Annotated in this window: 18 protein-coding genes and 4 tRNA genes; 9 read left to right on the top strand and 13 right to left on the bottom strand. The window is 65.7% G+C overall.

Translation table 11 applies throughout. The features are described from left to right. Positions 1–156: 156 nt before the first annotated feature. Both ACV7NQ_RS20565 and ACV7NQ_RS20560 read right to left on the bottom strand, forming a co-directional pair. Complete coding sequence (locus tag ACV7NQ_RS20565) at positions 157–627, bottom strand: carboxymuconolactone decarboxylase family protein (protein WP_463361149.1); 471 nt, start codon at positions 625–627, stop codon at positions 157–159. Between the two features lie 93 nt (positions 628–720). Beyond that, positions 721–1,245: an Lrp/AsnC family transcriptional regulator gene (locus tag ACV7NQ_RS20560; RefSeq protein ID WP_463361148.1), complete on the bottom strand. Its 525-nt coding sequence runs from the start codon at positions 1,243–1,245 to the stop codon at positions 721–723. Between the two features lie 16 nt (positions 1,246–1,261). Between ACV7NQ_RS20560 and ACV7NQ_RS20555 the strand changes: the two genes are divergently transcribed. The 3 genes from ACV7NQ_RS20555 to ACV7NQ_RS20545 all read left to right on the top strand — a co-directional run bounded on the left by ACV7NQ_RS20555 (position 1,262) and on the right by ACV7NQ_RS20545 (position 2,535). Continuing rightward, positions 1,262–1,540 (top strand): hypothetical protein, encoded by a 279-nt coding sequence (locus tag ACV7NQ_RS20555; protein WP_463361147.1) that lies wholly within the window; start codon positions 1,262–1,264, stop codon positions 1,538–1,540. Positions 1,541–1,741: 201 nt separating this feature from the next. Then, on the top strand, positions 1,742–1,906 hold the full coding sequence (locus tag ACV7NQ_RS20550; protein WP_463361146.1) for a DUF5993 family protein: 165 nt from the start codon (positions 1,742–1,744) through the stop codon (positions 1,904–1,906). Next, the gene (locus ACV7NQ_RS20545; RefSeq protein WP_463361145.1) at positions 1,906–2,535 is read left to right on the top strand and encodes a disulfide bond formation protein B; all 630 of its coding nucleotides are present in this window, start codon (positions 1,906–1,908) and stop codon (positions 2,533–2,535) included. Before ACV7NQ_RS20550 ends, ACV7NQ_RS20545 begins: the two co-directional genes overlap by 1 nt. Positions 2,536–2,547: 12 nt before the next feature. On the opposite strand, the gene ACV7NQ_RS20540 is transcribed toward ACV7NQ_RS20545, so the two are convergent. Further along, positions 2,548–3,426 (bottom strand): oxidoreductase, encoded by an 879-nt coding sequence (locus ACV7NQ_RS20540; RefSeq protein WP_463361144.1) that lies wholly within the window; start codon positions 3,424–3,426, stop codon positions 2,548–2,550. A gap of 227 nt (positions 3,427–3,653) precedes the next feature. Beyond that, positions 3,654–4,418 carry a DUF2127 domain-containing protein gene (locus tag ACV7NQ_RS20535; RefSeq protein ID WP_463361143.1) on the bottom strand — a complete coding sequence of 255 codons (765 nt, stop codon included), beginning with the start codon at positions 4,416–4,418 and terminating at the stop codon, positions 3,654–3,656. A 195-nt stretch (positions 4,419–4,613) separates the two neighbouring features. Between ACV7NQ_RS20535 and ACV7NQ_RS20530 the strand changes: the two genes are divergently transcribed. Further along, positions 4,614–7,025 (top strand): glycerol-3-phosphate 1-O-acyltransferase, encoded by a 2,412-nt coding sequence (locus tag ACV7NQ_RS20530; protein ID WP_463361142.1) that lies wholly within the window; start codon positions 4,614–4,616, stop codon positions 7,023–7,025. After that, a complete protein-coding gene (locus tag ACV7NQ_RS20525) occupies positions 7,025–8,515 on the top strand; it encodes an HAD-IB family hydrolase (protein ID WP_463361141.1) in 1,491 nt (496 codons plus the stop codon). Before ACV7NQ_RS20530 ends, ACV7NQ_RS20525 begins: the two co-directional genes overlap by 1 nt. Before the next feature lie 80 nt (positions 8,516–8,595). Here the strand turns inward: ACV7NQ_RS20525 and ACV7NQ_RS20520 are convergent, their stop codons facing one another. From ACV7NQ_RS20520 to ACV7NQ_RS20485, 8 genes are all read right to left on the bottom strand, one after another. Then, positions 8,596–9,315 carry a polyprenol monophosphomannose synthase gene (locus ACV7NQ_RS20520; RefSeq protein ID WP_463361140.1) on the bottom strand — a complete coding sequence of 240 codons (720 nt, stop codon included), beginning with the start codon at positions 9,313–9,315 and terminating at the stop codon, positions 8,596–8,598. A gap of 843 nt (positions 9,316–10,158) precedes the next feature. After that, positions 10,159–10,323, bottom strand: a complete 165-nt coding sequence (locus ACV7NQ_RS20515) for a hypothetical protein (RefSeq protein ID WP_463361139.1) — start codon at positions 10,321–10,323, stop codon at positions 10,159–10,161. A gap of 92 nt (positions 10,324–10,415) precedes the next feature. Next, entirely contained in the window at positions 10,416–10,748 is a 333-nt protein-coding gene (locus ACV7NQ_RS20510) for a DUF6247 family protein (protein WP_463361138.1), read from the bottom strand. A gap of 210 nt (positions 10,749–10,958) precedes the next feature. Beyond that, positions 10,959–11,035 (bottom strand) — tRNA-Phe (locus ACV7NQ_RS20505). Between the two features lie 61 nt (positions 11,036–11,096). Continuing rightward, positions 11,097–11,170: transfer RNA gene (locus ACV7NQ_RS20500), tRNA-Asp, on the bottom strand. A 29-nt stretch (positions 11,171–11,199) separates the two neighbouring features. Beyond that, a tRNA-Glu gene (locus ACV7NQ_RS20495) sits at positions 11,200–11,272 on the bottom strand. Between the two features lie 94 nt (positions 11,273–11,366). Further along, entirely contained in the window at positions 11,367–12,032 is a 666-nt protein-coding gene (locus ACV7NQ_RS20490) for a TetR family transcriptional regulator (protein ID WP_463361137.1), read from the bottom strand. Positions 12,033–13,021: 989 nt separating this feature from the next. Beyond that, positions 13,022–13,094, bottom strand: a tRNA-Lys gene (locus tag ACV7NQ_RS20485). Between the two features lie 413 nt (positions 13,095–13,507). Between ACV7NQ_RS20485 and ACV7NQ_RS20480 the strand changes: the two genes are divergently transcribed. From ACV7NQ_RS20480 to eccA, 4 genes are all read left to right on the top strand, one after another. Next, on the top strand, positions 13,508–14,044 hold the full coding sequence (locus ACV7NQ_RS20480; RefSeq protein WP_463361136.1) for a hypothetical protein: 537 nt from the start codon (positions 13,508–13,510) through the stop codon (positions 14,042–14,044). Next, positions 14,044–14,325 carry a hypothetical protein gene (locus ACV7NQ_RS20475; protein WP_463361135.1) on the top strand — a complete coding sequence of 94 codons (282 nt, stop codon included), beginning with the start codon at positions 14,044–14,046 and terminating at the stop codon, positions 14,323–14,325. The genes ACV7NQ_RS20480 and ACV7NQ_RS20475 overlap by 1 nt, the downstream gene beginning before the upstream one ends. A gap of 485 nt (positions 14,326–14,810) precedes the next feature. Beyond that, the gene (locus ACV7NQ_RS20470; protein WP_463361134.1) at positions 14,811–15,776 is read left to right on the top strand and encodes an acyl-ACP desaturase; all 966 of its coding nucleotides are present in this window, start codon (positions 14,811–14,813) and stop codon (positions 15,774–15,776) included. 495 nt (positions 15,777–16,271) lie between these two features. Continuing rightward, positions 16,272–18,098: a type VII secretion AAA-ATPase EccA gene (gene eccA / locus ACV7NQ_RS20465; RefSeq protein WP_463361133.1), complete on the top strand. Its 1,827-nt coding sequence runs from the start codon at positions 16,272–16,274 to the stop codon at positions 18,096–18,098. Between the two features lie 459 nt (positions 18,099–18,557). On the opposite strand, the gene ACV7NQ_RS20460 is transcribed toward eccA, so the two are convergent. After that, positions 18,558–20,204 carry a hypothetical protein gene (locus ACV7NQ_RS20460; RefSeq protein WP_463361132.1) on the bottom strand — a complete coding sequence of 549 codons (1,647 nt, stop codon included), beginning with the start codon at positions 20,202–20,204 and terminating at the stop codon, positions 18,558–18,560. Positions 20,205–20,800: the final 596 nt, after the last annotated feature.

Below are 20,800 nucleotides of genomic sequence, written 5' to 3'. Positions count from 1 at the left end.
GTCCGAGCGGCCGAGACTCGCGACTGCGTCGCATGCGCTTCGGCCACTCGGACGCGAGACGGCCGCGAACGGTCGCTCGTAGGACTCGCTCCGTGGTAGTCGGGTTGGGGGGTCACTTTTAGTTGTCCCCAGTGACCGTTATCTCCAGTGACCGGCTTATCCCCACTGGCCGGGCTCGTAGCTGCCTGCCGGGGTGCGGGCGATGACGTTCATGCGGTTCCAGGCGTTGATCATCGCGATGGCGGCGATGAGCGCGGCGACCTGGTCCTCGTCGTAGTGCTTGCGCACCTGGTCCCAGACCTCGTCGCTGACACTGCGGCCGTCACCGATGCGGGTGGCCTCCTCGGTCAGCGCCAGCGCGGCCCGTTCCGCCTCGGTGAAGACGGTGGACTCGTGCCAGGCGGCGACGAGATTGAGCCGCACCGAGGTTTCTCCGGCGTGCGCCGCGTCCTTGGTGTGCATGTCGGTGCAATAGCCGCAGCCGTTGATCTGGCTGGCCCGAATCTTGACCAGCTCGTAGGTCGCGGCGGGCAGCGCCGAATCGCTGATTACCTTGCCCGCCATGATGAGTCGCTTGGTGAAGCTGGCGGCGACGGGGTTGCCGTAGAGGTTGATCCGAGCGTCCATGATGTGACCTTCCTATCTGTTGGGTTCACAAAGAGGACGGCGCAGCGCATCGGGGTGTGACAACGGTTGAATGTGACTCGGGTCACTCACAGCTCAACGGCGGCGGCGAGCTGGCGCCGGGGTCGGCTGGGCCAGCCGGTCGCCGACGGTGAGCGCCGCGGCCTGCTCGAGTCGCCGCAGTACGGGCGAGAGTTCGAAGCTGTGGACGCCGTCGAGTGCGGCCATCTTCGTCGCCATATAGCGGTACAGATGGTCGGCGCTGTCGCAGAACACCACCGCGAACAGGTTGAACGGACCGGTGACCGCCGCCGTATAGGTCGTCTCGTCATGGTCGACCAAGGCCCGACCGACCGAATCCAGCTGAGCCGGACCGACATTGAGCCACAGGAACGCCGCGAGGCCCGAACCCATCACGGCAGGGGCCATATCGAGATCGAAGTAGAGGACCCCGCCCGCTTGCAGTGCGGCGATACGGCGGATGACGCGGCCGCGGCTCATGCCGGTCGCCCTGGCCAGCACGGCGTAGCTGGTGCGCCCGTCTCGGGCCAATAGCTCCAGCAGCGCGTGATCTGCGTCCTCGATGGCGTTCGGAATCGCGGCGCTCGGCAGCGTATTCACCGCTCGAGCACAGGATGTGCTCACTGCTCACGCGGTGCCGGATGCGGCCGCGGCGGCGCGGGCGGTGGCGGGTGGGCGCTCGTCGCTGCTGCTGGCCAACGCTCCCGCGGAGGCACGGTCCGCGCTCCAGGATGCGGTGCACGGGGCGGCGGTTGCCGGTGTTCAGGGTGCCCTCGCCGGCTCCGGCGTTGTCGGCCTACTCGGCGGTGTGCTGACCCTGGCGCTGATCCGGCCCGCGTGCTCGACAGAACCCGTTGCGGCAACCGATGTGGAACTCGCGCCCGAATCCGCATAACGGCTATGGTTTCGCTCCCGAGGGTGGGAGCGGGACCATAGCCGTCGGTCGGCCGAATCATCGCGGGCTCGCACAGTGGTTGTGCACCATCCCGGCCGCATCGCTGAACCGTTGCCGAACCACATCGAACAGTACGTTGCGCGGCGTGTCCTACGCGGTGTTCACGCAGGTAAACAAGCTTAAAGAGTACCGTGCGGCACCATGGACACGCTCATCTTCGGCGGTTTGCTGGCGGCCATGGTCGCCCTGTTCCAGCAACGTTCCCGGCGCGTGGTGCTCGGCGCGTGGTGGGTGCTGCTGATCGCGACGATCCTGCTGCTGGCGCATCACATCACCAGCAGTCTCGGACTCGGACTAACCTACTGATGGCGATCATCGAGATAGCGACCGCCCGAAAAAGCGCGCTGTTGGGGCAGATCCAGTACTGGCTCGCCGTTATCTTCGTGGTCGGCTGGACCGGCGTGATCTGCGGTGGACTCGCCTTCCAATTCGGCGCCTGGGAGTACCCGTGCCCGCTGTGCATCGTGGCGCGCATGTTCATGGCGCTTGCGGCATTGGGCGCGGCCTTCATCGTGCGCGAGGGGATGAACGGGATGATCGAACCCCACGACTACACGACCGGCTGGGGGCTTGCCATAGTCGGTTGTGTCGCAGGCGGATTCGCCTCCTGGCGGCAGACCGTGCTGCACATCCTGCCCGGCGATCCCAGCTATGGAGATCCGATGCTCGGCCTGCATCAGTACGTCTGGGCGTGGATCCTCTTCGTCGCCGCGATCGCGACTATCGGTGTCGTGCTGTCGTTTTCACACCGGACGGCCGCCATGACCATTCCCGCGAAACCGCAGCGGATCATCGGACGGATGGCGCTGTGGTTCCTCGGCATCGTGCTCGCCGTCAACCTGGTGGCGGTGTTCGGGCTGGAGGGCTTCCACTGGTTGCTGCCCGACAATCCGAACCGCTACCAGTTCTTCTACGACCTGCACATCCTCGACTGAGTGAGACCGCACTCAGCTCGCGAAGTCGTAGCTGACGCCGGTCAACTTCTCCGACAGCTCCCACAGGCTGCGGGCGGTCGCCTCGTCGCGTGACTGTTTGCTCGAACCGGACGGTCCCGGATGGCCGCGCAGCCCGCGCCAGCTGGTCGGCCCATAGTACGCGCCCGGGTCCACCTGGGCCGTCGCCGCGAAAAGCTCTGGCAGCGCTCCCATTTCGGCACTCTGCGCGAGCAGCCGGTTGCCAAGCGCCATGATCGTGTCCTGGATGGACTCGGTGTGCGACTGCAGATCGGTCGAGGCGTAGCCGGGGTGCGCGGCGACCGAGATCTTCGGCGAACCCGCCGAGGTCAGCCTGCGCTGCAGCTCGTAGGCGAACATCAGGTTGGCCAGCTTCGCCTGACCGTAGGCGGCCCACCGCTGATATTTCCGATGCTCCCAGTTGAGGTCGTCCAGATCGATCTTCCCCATCGCGTGCGCGCCGCTGGACACCGTCACAACCCGGTCCGAAATCTTGCCGAGCAGTAGGCCGGTCAGCGCGAAGTGGCCGAGATGGTTTGTGCCGACCTGCATTTCGAAGCCGTCGGCGGTCCGCGATTCCGGCAGTGCCATCACACCGGCGTTGTTGATCAGCACGTCAACCTTGTCCACCGTATCGGCGAACTCACGCACCGAGGCCAGGTCCGCGAGATCGAGCTTGCGCACCTGCGCCCGCTCCCCGAGCTCGGCGGCCACCTTCTCGCCCTTGGCCACATTGCGGCAGGCCAGCACGACCTGTGCCCCCGCCCCGGCCAGCGCCCGCGCGGTCACCGCGCCGAGGCCGCTGTTCGCGCCGGTCACGATGAACGTCCGGCCGCTCTGATCGGGGATGTTCGAGGTGTCCCAACGACTCATACCTACGAGTCTAGTGCGAACTGGACGGTTCCACAGAGCCCCGCCTCGCGCCATGCCGACGATGCTCGCGCCCGCACACAGCCACGCGCCCTCGGTGTTCTGGTAGACCGCTCGCAGGACGAGGGTCGCCTCTATGACGCAGGTCGGGGAAACCGTCAGCACCGCACCGGAATTACCTGACTGACCGGAACTGTGCCGACAACCACAGCAACCGGCCCGCCACCGGGTCACTTGTCGGGCAGCGCGATTGCCGAACGCTCGACGCTCAGCAGGCTCTCCGCACTGTGCTCGGCGTGATACGCCGCGCCACCCCCGCGCAGTCCGAACAGCCGCTTGCTGTAGACCAGCCAGATCACAGCCGCGATGTTGATTACCAGTGCGCCGACGCGCAACACGGTGATCTTCTCGGTCAGCTCATAGATCTCCAACGGCAGGAAGATGCTGGTCGCGACGACCGCGAAGTACTCACCCCAGCGCTTGACCAGCCACAGCCCGACCGCCTCGATCACCTGCAGACCCGCATAGGCGAGGATGCCGATGCCGATCCACATCAGGGTCGTAGCCGACAGATCGAACGCCTCACCGGCCAGATGCACGAGCTTGGAGCGATCGATATCCCAGCCGATCTGATCGGTGAACGGTCGCAGCATCGGCAGATCCTTGTCGAACGCCGCCCGCATCGTCTCGCGCGAGGAACGGAATTTGAAGACGACCACCGCGCCCAAGATCAGCACCAGAGCGCGCGCCACCCGCTCGATCGCCAACGCGCGCATCAGCCAGCGGTCCCGTAGCAGCCGGCCGCGTGGCACCTCTGGCGCATGATCGGCAGGCCCCGAGCCGACCGGATCGCCCGGTACGAAAGTGCCACAACGCAGACAACGCCATGCCGCCCCGGCGACGGTCTCGACCCGCAGCCGATCCCGCAGTTCGTCTTCGTCCGGCGCGTAGGTGTAATGACCGTGCCAGCCGCACGCGCGCAACGCCCAATCCATGCGCGCAGCCTAATGGGCGTAGGCGTCGATAGCCTCGCACTTGGACGGCCGGATAGTCGGGCGCGACAACTCGCGCGCCGGAGTTCCTGCGCGGAATCCGCGGGCGGGCTTCAATAGGGAGATCGTCAGTTGCGGAGGGATCAGGCCATGATCGATCACCGCGGGGACTCACCCGCGCCAGCTCACAGAGCAACAATGCCCGGATCGGTGGTGGCCCTCGTCGATGCGGGTTCCGGCGTGGAACGCGAACTCGTCGGCGCCTGGCTGAACGACGGTGGCATCGCCAAGGAGTTCGGCGTCGACGCACCGGTCACCCAGCTGGACCTGGATGCGGACGCAATCGCCACCCGGCTGGTCGGCCGGCACGACGACCCGTTGGTCGTCCCGGTACGTGTGCTGTGGCTGCCACCCGAACGCGACGGGGTCCGGCGAGTCACCTTCGCCGACCTGGCATTGCTGAGCAACCCCCGCAAGCCGCACCGGCTGGCCCAGCGCAGGCTCATCGGCAAATCACCGGACCGGCACGTGGTGGTGACCGGGCAGCCCGCGCTGCTCAGCGAGCTGCGTGCCAATAACCCCGAGGCCGCCGCGCTGCTCGACACGGGCGCCTCCGAGCCGTTCGCCCGCGCCATCGTGCGCGCCGCACTGGTGGTGCTGGGACGCGCCGAGCGCAATGTGATCGGCGATCGGTACAAGGTGCCGCGGCTGGTGGCCGAGGAGATCCTCGACTCGCCTGAATTCCTGCAGCGACTCGACCTCATCGCCGACCAGATCGGCGCCAACCAGCATGAGGTGTACCGGCGGGCGGAGAAGGCGCTGCGGGAACTGGTCGCCGCGCAGAGCAGGCTGGTCTCCGACCTGTTCACGCAGGCCATGCGGCCCGTGCATGCCTCGACCTGGAAGGTGGAGACCAAGGAGTCGGGGCTGGCCGCGCTGCGGGCGCTCAACCGGCGCTATCCGCTGGTCTTCCTGCCGTCGCACCGCTCCTACGTCGATGCCTTCGTGCTCGGTGACGTGCTGGCCCGCAACGATTTTCCGCCGAACCATGTGATCGGCGGCGCGAACCTGAGCTTCTGGCCGATGGGCCCGATCGCCCGGCGCACCGGCACCGTCTTCATCCGGCGCAGCTTCGGCGACGACGAGGTCTACAAAGCGGCGGTCGAAGAGTACTTCGCCTACCTGTTGGCCAAGCGATTCAACCTGGAGTGGTACTTCGAGGGCGGCCGCACCCGCACCGGTAAGCTGCGGCCACCGCGCTACGGTCTGCTGAATTACCTTGCCGCCGCGGTCCGTACGAATCGCATCGACGACGTCATGCTGGTTCCCGTGTCGATCACATACGAGCGGCTCAACGAGCTCGGCGCCATCGCCACCGAACAGGTGGGCGGCCGGAAGAAGCCCGAGGGCCTGGCCTGGCTGGCGCGTTATATTCGCAGCCAACAGCATTCGGCCGGACACGTCTATGTGCGCTTCGGCGAGCCGCTGTCCGCGCGCGAACGGCTTGCGGCACATGGCGATCCGCTCACCACGCCACCGCTGTCCATCCCACTCCACAGCACCGACTCGACGACGGACACACCGAGTACCGCCTCCGCCGAGGACGACGCCGCCGAACTCGGACGAAAGGCCGTGCAACGACTCGCGTTCGAGGTCGCCGTCGGCATCAACGCGGTCACTCCGATCACGGTCAACGCGCTGGCCACCCTCGCGCTGCTCGGCGTGCACGAACGCGCGCTGACGCTCGGCGAGGTGCGTGCCGTGCTCGCGCCGGTGTTGAACTACATCGAGAAGCGCGATCTGCCGCGTGGCGAGCTCGACGCACTGCGCGACGACCAAGGCCTTGCAGTGGTGCTGGAACAGTTGTCGCTGGCCAAGGTGGTCACCGTGTATCGCGGTGGGCTGGAGCCGGTTTACTCGATCGAGGCGGGCGCGCACCTGGAGGCCGCCTTCTATCGCAACAGCGCCGTGCATTGGTTCATCAACCGCGCGATCCTCGAATTGTCAATCCTAGCCTCCATCGACACGGAAGCGCCGGACCAACTGGAGGCGGGCTGGGATGAGGCATTCCGGCTGCGCGATCTGCTGAAGTTCGACTTCTTCTTTCCTGAACGCGCCGAGTTCGCGGCACAACTGACGGCGGAAATGCTACTGCTCGACCCGGATTGGCACAGCCACACCAGGGAGGACACCTTCGGCGAAGACGTGCTCGCGACGCTCACCGCCTCCGGATTCATGATGGCGCACCGCACGCTGCGCTCGTTCTTCGACGCACAGTTGGTGGTGGCCGAACGGTTGGCCGCCCACAATCCGGCCGAAGAGATCGACCGAAAGGAATTCATCGACGAATGTGTCCGGGTCGGCAAGCAGATGATGTTGCAGCAGCGGCTGCACAGCCCGGAATCGGTGTCCACCGAACTGTTCACCAGCGCTCTGAAACTCGCGGACAATTACGGACTGCTGGCACCGGTCGGGCATGATTCGGCCAAACGCAGGGCCGAATTGACCGCGCGCCGAATCGAATTCGCCGAGCGACTGCGCACCATCGGCCACCGGATCTCGAAGGCCGCCCTACTGGATCCGTCGAACCGGCTCCGGCGGGAGCCGTGATGGGTACGCGGCACGCCGCCGAGGATATCGATGTGCCACGCAGCGCCGCGATTCCGGCGGACCTCGAGTCGGCCATCGCGGCGATCCGATCGGGGCCGCAGGGACCCGAGATCGCCGTATTCTTCGACTTCGGTGGCACCGTCGTCGACGGGTTCGCCCGACCGTCATTGCTGAAGCGCCTCTTCCGTCCTGGCGCCTCGCGGACCGCGGCGGCCACGCTGCTCGGCGGTATCCGCAACGGCCTCACCGACGGTGAATACGGCCGGTTCGTGCAGCTGTCCATGCACTCCCTGGCCAATCGGTCGGAAGCCGAGCTGGACGCGCTGGGCGAGCAGCTGTTCCGCCGCACCATCTACGGACACCTGTATCCCGAAGCGTGGCAACTCATCCGAACCCATGAAGCCGCCGGTCACACCATCGTGCTTGCCAGCTCGCTGACCCGATTCCAGGTAGTGCCTGCCGCCGCCGAACTCGGCATCAAGCACGTTCTGTACACCGTGATGGCGACCATCGACGGCGTGCTCACCGGATATGTCGACGGAAAAACGCTGTGGCGCGACGGCAAAGCCGATGCGGTTCGCAATTTCGCCGCCGCCAACGGCGCGGACCTCAGCCGCAGCTACGCCTACGCCGACGCCATCGCGGACCTGCCACTGCTGTCACTGATCGGCCACCCGGTGACGGTGAATCCCGATCGACGGCTGGGTGCGACTGCCGCCGAACAGGATTGGCCGACGCTGGCCTTCAGGCCGCGGCGGGCGCCCCGCCCGAGCGACTACGCCCGCACGATCGCCGGATTCGTCGCCCTGCTCGGCGGTGCGCTCCTCGGCATAATGGCGAAGTCCTACACCAGGCAGCGTCGTAAGATGGCCGACGGGCTGATGGCCTATGGAACGCGCGGCACCCTCCGGGCTATCGGAGTGCGACTGCGGGTATCGGGCGCGAAGAATGCGCACGCACCACGGCCCGCCGTGTTCCTCTTCAATCACCAGAGCCAATTCGACGTCATCATCGTGCCCAATGTGCTGGGTGGCGGCGTCACCGGGATCGGCAAGAAGGAACTCACCCGCAATCCGATCTTCGGGCCGCTGATGCGGTTTGTCGGCGTGACATTCATCGATCGCTCCAACACCGAGCGGGCGAAGGCGGCGCTCGCGCCGGTGGTGGAAACCCTGCGCGGTGGTCTATCCATTGCGATCGCGCCCGAGGGGCACCGTTCCTACACGCCGAGCCCGCTCCCGTTCAAGAAGGGCGCATTCCATATCGCGCTGCAGGCGGGTGTGCCGGTGATTCCGGTGGTGATTCGCAATGCGGGCGAAATCTCGTGGCGCAATTCGATGATCGCGCGCAAGGGGACCGTGGATGTGGCGATCCTCGCGCCCATCGACGTGAGCGGCTGGGATCCCGACGATATGGACGACAAGGTGGAAGCGGTCCGGCAGCTGTACATCGAGACGTTGCTGAACTGGCCGGAGCCGGACGCCGACTAGCGCTGACCCCGTAACGACGCTGGCCCCGTATCCGAGTGGATACCGGGCCTGCGTTATCGACTACACCCGCGTCGGCTCGATTACACCGAGCGGCCCAACAGCAGCTTCCACGGCATGAGCGCGGATTCCAACTGCACCTTGAGCGTCATCTTCGAGGCGCCGAGGGTGCGCTCCTCGAACCGGATCGGCACCTCGGCAATGGAGATGCACTGCTTGATCGTCCGGTAGTTCATTTCGACCTGGAACGAATACCCGTTGCTGCGGATCGAGGCGACGTCGATAGCACGCAGCGTGTCGGCCTTCCACGCCTTGAACCCCGCGGTCGCGTCCTTCACGCCGAGCCGCAGGATCAGGTTCACATAGAAGTTGGCCCACGCCGACAGCGCCTTGCGATGCCACTTCCACTCCGCAGCGGTCGACCCGCCCGGCACGTAGCGCGACCCGAGCACCACACCGGCATCGGTGGTGGTCAGCTTTTCCAGCATCGCCGGAATCACGTCGGCCGGGTGCGAGAGGTCGGCGTCCATCTGGATCACCACATCAGCGCCTTCGTCCAGCGCCCGGGTGATCCCGGCGATGTAGGCCCGGCCCAATCCGTCCTTATCGGTGCGATGCAGCACGCCGACAACGTTCGGCAGCTCCGCCGCCAACTTGTCGGCGACCTCACCGGTCCCGTCCGGCGAATTGTCATCCACCACGAGCACGTGCAGGTCGGGCACTGGCAGCGCCGTCAGCCGCTCCACCGCAACCGGCAGATTCTCCCGCTCGTTGTAGGTCGGCACAACAACGGTAACCCTCAAGGGTCGCCCTCCCTGCTCACCTGTCAGCCCCGAGCCCACGACAGGACCCCGAGCATTCGTTTGATTTCAAGAAACCGTACTTGATCGACCTAACGAGCACCTGAGCGCATGCGCTACGCCCCCACCGCACACCCGGCACTCCCCCGCCACAGCCCGCGCCGCAGGCCCACGCCTTACCCATCGCCGAGTCCGCCCGACCTGGACGACCCACCCCCACCCGCACGAAACCACTTGCCGCGCAGAGATCTACAAACCCGAGCGACCGACGCACCCCCACCAGATCTCATTCCCCCTCGCGCCAATTCCGATCCCGAGCGTCCTCTCGCTCATTCCGCGCCTCAGCAATCTCCAACGCCCGCTCAGCAGTCGCCTGATCCGGATACGGCCCCATCCGATCCTGAAACCAACACTGCCGCCCCCTCTCGGCGCAATGATGCTTCAGGCAGTAATACCAGCGCTCAGCCATACCCCCAGCATCCCACCGCAGCCTCCCCCGAGTCGGCATTTCCAACCCCCGAGATCATCCCCAAGCCGCAATGCAAGACACAGCCGCAAGACACAGAACCCCACCAAGACCGCCGTTTGGAACCGGCCCGACGGCAGCTTGCGAACGAGGCCGAACCGGCGGCGCGCGCGGCCCATTACGCGCTCACCTGCCCGCCGTGCCAGTTCACCTTGACCGGCTCGACGCGTCCGGACTGTGCGAAAGCTTCCAGATCCGCGACCGAGAACCGCGCGAAAGGCATTGCCGGGCCGATAGTTCGCCAGCGGCGTCCAAAATCGACCTCCGGTCTGCCCGGCCGACCAGCCGTGAACACACTCAGCGAAAAGTGTCGATGCCGGTCAACCCAGCCATTGCACCAGCAGCAAATGAACCTCGCGTTGCTGCTCGAGCACGAGGTAGACGACCTGCCCGGCAGAGCCGGGGCCGAACAGCCAGTAGCGGACGGCACCGTCGGGATTGGCTGTGTGCTGCGGGTGCCCCGCCCACGGCTGGACCTCGAGCACAGTCAGCACTTCCGCTTAGTCCGCCAGCGCTTCAACTGGAAGTGCCGCGACCTGCTCGAACGTTTCCGGGTCTGGGATGATTCGGTACAATCTCAGCTGGCCTGCCGCCGCGCGATCAGTGCCCGCATGTCCTCGATAGAACCCGCGCCCAGGTTGGTGCCGGCGCGCTGGATCTGCTCGGCTTTGGCCTGCAACCGAAAGTAGGCTCCCGGCTCGCGCGCCTCGGTGGTGGCGATGTGCCGCCATTTGGTGAGCAGTTCGAGGACGCCGGAAAGTTCTTTGCTGTCCTTGGCTCGATCCAGCACGATCTCCCACTCATGGTCGAACTCGGCGAGCAGCGTGCGGGTCAGCGCCGCGCGGATCGCTGCTGGTTCAGCCGCGGGGACACCCATCACTGGTTCGGGCAGTGGTGCGGGAGAGGCCATACCTCACCCTAACCGCCGACACTGACGATGTCGCCAATACAGCAGCGTCTGGGTCACGCTCAAGCCCCGTGGTGCCGATGACGAGCGTGCGACCTGCGTGCGATAGCGGGCGGCAAATGCGGGGGATCGGCGGTAGATCACGGTGTATAGAAGACTGGTCGTACACCACCCGAAAATGCTTGAGGACCAGCCGATTCGACTGGTCCTCAATGGTGGCCAGGGCCGGGATCGAACCGGCGACCTTCCGCTTTTCAGGCGGACGCTCGTACCAACTGAGCTACCTGGCCGCAGGCACCCGTATTTTGAATGCCATACGCGAAGTGCCGGATTGCTCCGGCACTCAACATGCGACCCTGACGGGACTCGAACCCGCGACCTCCGCCGTGACAGGGCGGCGCGCTAACCAACTGCGCCACAGGGCCTTGCTGTGCTACCAACGATCCTTAGACCGTACCCCCTACGGGATTCGAACCCGCGCTACCGCCTTGAAAGGGCGGCGTCCTAGGCCGCTAGACGAAGGGGGCTCGTCCTGGATTCCTCCAGACCGGCTTACAACGGGTGTCCGTTGGGAGCTCGGCTAGCTTATGACAGACCGGTGGAGTTTCCCAAACCGGCTGGTCAAAGCTCCAAACCGAGGTCCTCGATGCGAGCCTGGGCTTGCCAGCCGTCCTTACGGAACTTCTCGCTCCACTCCGGGGTGGCCATGGACTCGACCATCACTTCCAGCGCCTCTTCGAATCTGCCACGCAGATCGACTCCGCCGCCGACCAGATCCACCATGTAGCGCTGGCCGGCGAGCGCGGCCGCCAGTGTTCGAGTGAACCGATCGGGGTCGGCGTCGGCGCGCAGCTGGCCCTGCTCGATCGCGCGGACGGTGAGCATCCGGGTCGCGCGGCCGAGGATCCGTCCGCCGCCGGTTTGCACGTCCCGATAGAAGTCGGGCTCGATGATCAACCGGTACTCGGCTTGGACGATGATGTCGTGTTCCAAACGCAGCGCCATCTCGTCGATCATCCCGTGCAGGATGTCCAGCGCGCCGAGATCCGTTCTGGGGAGCCAACGTTCGGCCGACGCGCGATAGCGTTCGACCGCCGTCTCGAGGACGGCCCGGGCTAGATCTTCCTTGGAATCGAAATGAAAGTACATGGCGCCCTTGGTGGCGCGGGAACCTTCTAATATGCGGTTGAGCGATGCAGCGGCATAGCCGCTCTTCCCGAACTCAACGGCGGCGGACCTGATAATCGCCGCACGTGTTCGGCGGGCCCGCTCTTGCTGCCGTGCCATGCTCGAAACGCCTCCGAAGCCTACTCGCCGCCAGACGGTGCCCGCAAAAGAACAGACCCGTGGCGCGAAGTTATGAGTTTTATCAATACTTCAAATCGGGTTTTCGCACAGTTTCAAACTTTCGGTACGAAAACTTGGCGAAAATCCTGAAACACACCAGCTGGTATAGTTTCTCTGCCCGGGTGCGCCGCAGGGGGTGCGCACCCGGGTATTTCTTCGTCTCGAATCTGCCTCCCCCGGCGTCGACTCGCAGGAAGCCGCGATTGACCGTACCGCTCGCGACACGTTCGGGCACAACAACGATAAGCCGAATTCCGGAACGCCGGGCAAGATGGCGATTCTTCCGGTATTCACCAAGTCGTCACCGTACCCGGAATCGTCATCCGACACGCGGCAAACCGAAGAGTCGGGTAGTAACCACACATAGTTATCTGTTACAGCAAACATCTCGCAATCAGTTAGGGTGCCTCGGCGGATTCCCGAATTCGACAGCGTCGCAGTCACGTTCACCCGAGTCGACCGGCCGACCGGGCACCAGACCACACGACGCGCGTCATCCACCCGCGTCCACGGCGCTCTCCCCCGAGCTTCGGCTCCGCGCCTCGCGCAAATCTAAAGGCGTTGGTAGGCAACATGTTTCGATAATATCCATGTTCGGTCGCAATGAACAAAGCTGGGTACCAAATGTTTACCGGTAACATCGCTGTCCCCGCACCCTTTGTTACCCGGCGCCACAACAGGTCTCGGCAGCGCGCGACCCGCGCCGCCGCAGCACCCAACCGCCGCGGCCGACTACCGAGCTCCGACAGGTCTGAACCCGCCCCTCCCCCGGTTACCGGATGCGCTCCCGGACTTACTACACCGGCCCCGCGCCCCTATGGCTCAGTCGGTAGAGCTACGGACTCTTAATCCGCAAGCTTGGGCGCATCTAACTGGGGAAACGTTAGGATCATGGGGCCAAACGTGGGGCTCGCAGCCTCCAACGTGAGTGCCCCCAGTAGGACTCGAACCTACGACCTGCTGATTAAAAGTCAGTAGCTCTACCAACTGAGCTATAGGGGCTCGACGGGACAGAGTACCTGACAGCGGTTGCCGGGCACGAACCGATAGAAGGAGCTTGGCTCGATGGCATGGGCGGAGACGCTTCCCAGCGGCAGGTACCGCGGCGTCTACCGCGACCGGCGGGGCGAAGCGGAGCCTTCCTGGCACGTTTGCACGCCAGCAGGAGGCGGAGCGCCATGCGACAGCCAAGGAAGTTGAGCAGCGGAGGTCTCCCCCTCCGGCCGGTGTCGACAAGCTGACGTGGGGCGAGTGGGAATCCAGCTGGGATGCGGCGCGAATTGTGAGAAAGAGCACAGCGCGGTCGGATAGGGTTCGACTCCGGGATCACGTTCGCCCCAATGGAAGAACGAAGTCCTACGGTTGATCACAACGACGATGCGCAGACGTGGATAACCGGGCTATCCAATGCTGGCATGGCGCCCTCGACCGTCGCGAAGTGCTACTACCTCTTGAGCTCATCAATGAAGGCCGCATATCCGGCCCTGCGCATTCGCCTCTTCGCCGGGCGACAGCTGGCGGAACGTTCCACCCCGGAGGTGGACGAACCGGCGCGGCTCGCACAGCGTCACCGCCGCTACTATCGGGACAAAGTCGTTGCGGCGCAGCTCGATTGGTTCGGTCCCGCCGAGCATGAACTGCTGGACTGGGCTCGCGCGGCGTGGGACAACATTGTGACCGCGATCGAGACGAGCCTCACCTCCGGCGAGCCGGCACTCGGTTTGGAGATCTCCACGGGTCTGATTACCTTGCCCATCTTCAGAGGTTCACCCCGGGAAATGCGTCACTGGACCGAACGCACGCTACAGGCCACCCACGCGTGGACCCCGCAGACGACCGAACTCCAACTTGCCGCGATGACCTTGACCGGATGGCTCTTCTTCGGCGGCAGACGCCGGAAACCGACACATGCCTCCCCGCTCCCCTCGAATTCTTGTGGGGGTTGGAACTGATGATGGCCCACCGAGACCCGAGAGCCGTCACTGTGTTGGCACGCGCCCGTGAAAAGTTCCGTGCCCTCGGCGATCGTGGTGGCGAGGTGATGAGCGAGCTGAACGAGGGCTGGGCCGCGAGCTTCCTCGGATCGGCACAGCAGGCCCTCGAGATCACAAGACGCCACCACCTGACCACCGGTGGTGTAGCGGACGGCGGGCTGGAAGCCCCGCCGGGCTTGCCCAGGAAAACCGACACGCCGAGACCGAGAACGAAGTCGCTGAACACGACGTCCGGGTAGCCGTCGTGGTTGAGGTCGGCGACCGCGGGAACCGCGGGGCCCGTCAGGTTGGGAAGCACATCGGCGGATGCCGGGGTGTTCGTGGTTGCGGCCAGCGCGGTTCCGGCCAACGCCAGAGAAGCGAGAGCGCTTGCGACGAACGTCTCGGCAACGTACTCGGCGGCCTGTTCGGCGGCAAACGCTGAGCCAGCGCTCGCGACACACCCGGTGGCCGTCCGGCCGAGCGCATTCGGTCGCGACCGGCCGGAATCCTCCGTCCAGGCGCTTTGTGCCCTCGAGCACGCCGGGGCCAACAACTCTCGGCATACACTCGACGGGGTCGCCGAGCGCCAACGACGGCGTATGCGTGCATCACCGGGCATCAAATTGCTCGAGAGATGCGTTTCGCATCACACCTACGGTGCCGTAAGGTATGGCCGCATCGGCACGGTCTTACATTGGGGGGACGACCTGCAAGAGCGCACGCACACATGAAGGGCATATGCATGGCAAGGGATCTAACTCAACTCGATCTGCTCACGGAGTTGGAGCCGGTTGCCGAAGAAAACGTCAACCGGCACCTCTCCCTGACAAAGGAATGGCATCCGCACGACTACGTCCCGTGGGATGAGGGCCGCAACTTCGCAGCACTCGGCGGGGTGGATTGGGACCCGGAGCAGTCCCGGCTGGGCGAGGTCGCCAAAGCGGCCATGATCACCAACCTGCTCACCGAAGATAACCTGCCCTCCTACCACCGTGAGATCGCCGAGAACTTCTCTCAGGACGGCGCCTGGGGCACCTGGGTGGGTCGCTGGACCGCCGAAGAGAACCGCCACGGCATCGTCATGCGGGACTACCTGGTGGTCACCCGCAGCGTGGACCCGGTCGCCCTCGAAGAGGCGCGCATGATCCACATGACCAACGGGTTCGCCTCCCCCACCGACGCCGACGCGGGCTTCCTGCACTCGGTCGCGTACGTGACCTTCCAAGAGTTGGCCACCCGGGTCAGCCACCGAAATACCGGCAGGGTCTGCCACGACCCCATCGCCGATCGCATGCTGCAGCGCGTCGCCGCCGACGAGAACCTGCACATGATCTTCTACCGCAACATGTGCGGTGCCGCGCTGGATCTGACGCCGGACCAGTCCATCGAGGCGATCACGCTGATCCTGGAGAACTTCCAGATGCCCGGGGCGGGCATGCCCAACTTCCGTCGCAACGGCGTGCTCATGGCCAAGCACGGCATCTACGACCTGCGCCAGCACCTCGAAGAAGTGGTGCAGCCGGTGCTCAAGAAGTGGAACATCTTCGAGCGCAACGACTTCACCCCGCGCGGTGAGGCCGTCCGCGAGCGCCTCGGCATCTTCCTGGAGAAGCTGGCGGGCGACGTGATCAAGTTCGAGGAGCAGCGCGACCGCATGCTTGCCCGCGAGGCAAAGAAGCGCGAGCTGGCCGGGGTCGCCGTGAGCTGATCCCACACCGACGAGAACGCGCCGCCGTCCGGATTTCGGACGGCGGCGCGTTTTTGTCTTGCGTTCCCCCGGGCGGGTGCCGTGGTCGCGGCGAAAGGTGCTCCGACCTTATGGCTGCGGGCAAGCGCCGGCATTTCGACTGGACCGAGTTCGGGGTGGGTCCTTCCACACCGCGCCGAGTTTCGACACGTTCCACACCGCGCCCGAAACGGTCGACGACACAGCAGGATCAATACTCGGCACAGTTCGGGTTCCGCGGCCGTCCGGCCGCCGTGCGATGGTGCGGTCATCAGACAGTCAACTCCGGATCAACGGTGCTCCCACGACGATCTGTGTGCTGGCAGAACCACTCTCACCCCGTCAAATGCGTTCACGTTGCAACCCTTCGGCAGCGAACCCTAATGTATCCGACAGGCGGACATGGCGCGATCGGTAGGCTGGTCAGGAGACGTACGGAATGGACCGGAACAAAAGAAAATTCGGGGTTCGACTGCTATGACCGGCAACCGCCAAGCACAGCGTGCCTTCGACGCTGGGGTCCTGTCCCTGGGTTTGACCATCGACGGGCAAGAGGCCACACGCGACCTGGACTACGCCAAATTGGCGTTTCATCGCGCCACCGAACGGGATCCGACGATGTGCGATGCCTGGCTGGGCCTGGCCGCCGCCGGAGAAATTTCCCCCGAGGTGCTGTCCAACCTGTACAAGACCAGCGGTTCGACGCTCTGCCGCGAACAACGTCGGCTCGGGCTGCGGCCGCGGGAGCTGGCCGGCCGGTTCGCCACCGGTCTGTACATCGACTACCCGCTGTCAAGCTACACCGAGATCTGGTGCGCCCAGGCCGGGCAGCTGATCGCCGACAAGGAATTCGACGAGGCCGAGCGGGTGCTCACCGAACTCGCCGACTTCCTGCGTGCGCAGCCGCAGACGCCGGAGGCCGGGGCCGACAACCGGATCGCCGCCTATATGCACGGCGTGCTGCACTACACCACGCAGCGCTGGCCCGATGTGATGACCGTACTGTCTGGCTCCGCCGAATGGGACGATCCGTACATGGCCGCCGCTGCGCACGTGATGGTCGGCTCGGCCTGCGCCCAACTGGGGCTTTTCGGTGAGGCCATTCGCCGCATGGAACTGGCCGAGCAGGGCCCGATTCCGGCGGCCCGCACCACCGCCATGTTCTGCCGCGGCCTGTGCCTGCGCGAGAACGGCGCCGGCGACGAGGCGCAGGGTCTGTTCGAGAAGGTGTATGCCCAGGCGCCCGATTTCACCGCCAACACCGAGGCGATGCGCGACCGGAGCTACCGGATTGCCATCACCTCCAAGGAGACCATCGCCGCCCGCACCGACCGCTGGGATCCCGATTCGGCGCCCTCGATGCAGCAACAGCAACAGGCCGATACCGAGGACCGGGCCAAGCGAGTGCTGGCCGAGGCGCGCAAGGAACTCGACCGGCAGATCGGTTTGGCGTCGGTGAAAACCCAGGTGGCCAAGCTGCAATCGTCCGCACAGCTGGCAAAGATCCGCGCAGAGAAGGGCCTGTCGAGTGCGGCGCGCGGCAATCACCTGGCCTTCACCGGTCCGCCCGGCACCGGCAAGACAACCATCGCCCGGGTCGTGGCCAAGATCTACTGCGGCCTCGGACTGCTCAAAACCGATAAGGTCGTCGAGGCCAAGCGCATGGATCTGGTCGGTGAACATCTCGGCAGCACGGCAATCAAAACGGACAAACTGATCGACAGCGCAATGGACGGCGTGCTGTTCATCGACGAGGCGTACACCCTGATCCAGGCGGGCTTGTCCGGCGGTGACGCGTTCGGCCGCGAGGCCGTGGACACCCTGCTGGCCCGCATGGAGAACGATCGCGACCGGCTGGTGGTGATCATCGCCGGATACGACGGCGAGATCAACCGGCTGCTGGCCGCGAACGACGGGCTGGCCTCCCGCTTCGCCAAACGCCTGCAATTCCCCTCCTACAGCGCCGAGGAACTGGGCCGGATCGGCGAGGTCATCGCGAAGGCCCGCGATTCCGAGTTGTCCAGCGAGGCACTGCAATTGCTGATCCAGGCATGTGATCGGCTGTACCACATGGAGAGCACAGATCAGAACGGGCAGCCACGGCGCGGCGTCGACCTGGCCGGTAACGGCCGGTTCATCCGCAACATCGTCGAGGCCGCCGAGGAGGAGCGGGAATTCCGCCTCTCCAACGACGAATCGCTCGATCTGAGCCAGGTGGACGAATCGGTCCTGATGCGCATCGAGGCGCCGGATATGCACATCGCCCTGGGGAGCGTGCTCTCCTCCCTCGGTCTGGGGGGTTGAAGCCGGGAACATCCCGGCATACCCTCACCAGTCGTCCCGGCGGATGACTTGATTGGGTCCTCATATCGCCCTGAACTGGCGTTCGCCACCCGTCGCCGACGTGCTCGGGACGGATCGGGCGGAGCCGGACAACCTCGCCGCCGCTCACCCGAACCGTCCCGATGGCATGGCCGCCCAGCGGGCAAAAGACATTCGCGGGCAGGCTGTTTCGACCTGCGCTACACACATCACGGCGTGCAGCATGATCACGTCGAGATGGTCCGGCGCCGGGGTGATCACGGCGTCGACACCAGCGACCCGGACCTGATCGACCAGCGGGACAAACCAGTCGTACGACCACGGATGGCATGGGTATCCTCGGACACCGGCCCGTCATTCCGGCGTGCTTTCGGCCGGGACCACCGGCGGTGGATTCCGGCCGAAAGCACGCTGGTCATGGCCGACTCACCCCCCTGGTGATCAGATCGTGAAATCGACCGCGGCCCTGGTCTGCCGCAGGTGAAAACGCTCTTCGAAGCTCTCCGTGTAGATCGACGGCGCGATCGAGGAAGAGGACTGCTCGATCACCCCGTCGTCGGCGATGTAGAAAATTGCCCGGCCGATGGCGATCTCGCCCGGAGCCACCGGCACGAACACCATCCAGCCCACGCTCAGGCGCTCGGCAACCAGATCCTCCACCGGATAGCCGGAGGTGTCGACACCCAGTCCGAGAATGTGCTCGCGCACCAGGGCGATCGCGCGATCCTCGGGCAACGCAACGGGATCCGTGGTCACCAGCCCGGCCAGCGACAGCTGGTACAGCGCGCTGTCGATATCGTCGGACGGGTCGTCGAACAGCGCGCCCAGGGTATCGCGGGTCACCACGCCGGCCTCCGCGGCGGCAACCAGATTGGCCGCGGCCGCGCGCTGCTGCTCGCTGGGATCACTGCTCACCACGCCGCAGATGACATCGGCCACCGTCTGGGCCGACCATACGCCGGGGACGGCCGCACTGATCTTGTCCGAGGTCGGCGACTCGCCGCGGTGCCAGCCGCCGCCGTCCCACCAGTAGCAGAACGACAGCATGCCCCGCGCCGCACGCGGATTGAGTACCTGGTTGGCCATCCACTCCGGTGCGCCCGCATACAGATCGGGCATGGGCTCGCCGTCGTTGTAGGCGGCATCCAGTTCGGCTGCGTCCCATACCCCACCCGACAGCACCGCGCGCCCGCCGGGCAGCACATACAGCGTGGAACCGCTGCGGGCCGAGCCCTCGAAGACACCGAGGGCGGGCAGGATTCGCGGACCCCACTCGGATCCGATGGCCACGAAGGCCGCCGCGATCGTCGCCCAGCGCGCCCACAGCACGGGCAGCACCGGGAAGTCGTCGGTGGACCGCACGCTGGTGATGCCCGCCTCATGGTCGATGCGCGACTGCGCCGCCGCCAGCTGCGGAGACCGCCACTGGCGGTTGTCGTGGCCGACGTAGGCCGCCAGCCAGACCGGCACCCGCTCGCGCGGAAACGCCTGCAGATCGGCAAGATACGCATCGGGAACCAGCAGCTGATCGTCGGGGAACGGCTCATCGCCGTAGTCGTAGTCCACCTCCACCTGACCGGTGACATCGAGCTGGACCACCATCCGCCACCACGGGCCGTCGCCGAGCTGGGCCGACAACTCACGCTGCATCCGGACCAGTTCGACAATGTCCGAGGACGGCTCGGACCGCGCGGCGCGGTCGGCATCGTCGTAGTAGAGCGTGTACGTGACCCCGCCCACGACCGTGATCGCGAAGACCGCCTCGAGCCGCCGCCATCCCTCCGGACCGGCGGCGGCGAGTTCGCGCGCGATGCTGTGGGCGAGCTGGGTCGCCTGCTCCTCGACCGAGGACGGCGCGTCGTCGACGACAGACTCGTCCGGCGGCGGCCCGTCGAGGGCGTCCGGCGGCGGCCCGTCGGGGGCGTCCGGCGGCGGCCCGTCGGGGGCGCCGACTGCGAGAGCGGCGGATTCACTCTCGTCGGCGGCCGGTTGCGACGCCTCGGACGGCGACTCCTCCAGGCCGCTCAGGCTGAAGGTGAAGTCCGGAGCCTCGTCGCCCTCGGCGGGATCCTGTTGCGGATCGTTCATATGGTTGAGCCCTCCTCATTGCCGCGACGGCCGGCCTCATCACGGACACCGGCAATCTTGCCGCGTACACCACCGTCGCGCCATACAACGGCATCGTCTCATTGCTACCCAGCCGAGCACACTCATCAAGTCCATCGGTGATCAATTCTCTTGTCACCAGCCGGAATCGGTGACACCCGGCTCTCGAGAACGTCGCTGCCCGGCCGGCGGCGCCCGTATGCCCTTGGGTTAGCGATCGCTCAGATCTGGCATATCCGGAGTCAGATCCGACAGCTCGAGCAGCCGGGCCTCCTGCTCCGGGACCGGCGCCATCAGTTTGCCGGTGTCGACTTCGACCGGTAGCCCGTGGCGGCCATGCGCACCTGGTGAGCCGGCTCCGAGCAGCCGAGCTCACCGAACTCGTTCCGGTACCGCGGGATCGCATCGACGCCGCGGGCTACCCGATCCGCGGCCTTCAAGTCGCAGGGTTGCCGACGGTTGACTATCGTATGAGTGTTGTTCCCACACTGGTAATGTCGCTTCGCCTGACCGAGTCTTCCTGGGAGTACCCGTGACGCCCAACGGTTTTGCCGCCTGCCGTGGCACCGTGGTCCGGC

This window comes from Nocardia sp. Tas62D01 (genome assembly GCF_055232035.1).
The sequence above is the reverse complement of the archived record's forward strand: the minus strand, read 5'-3'. Positions and strand labels throughout refer to the sequence as shown.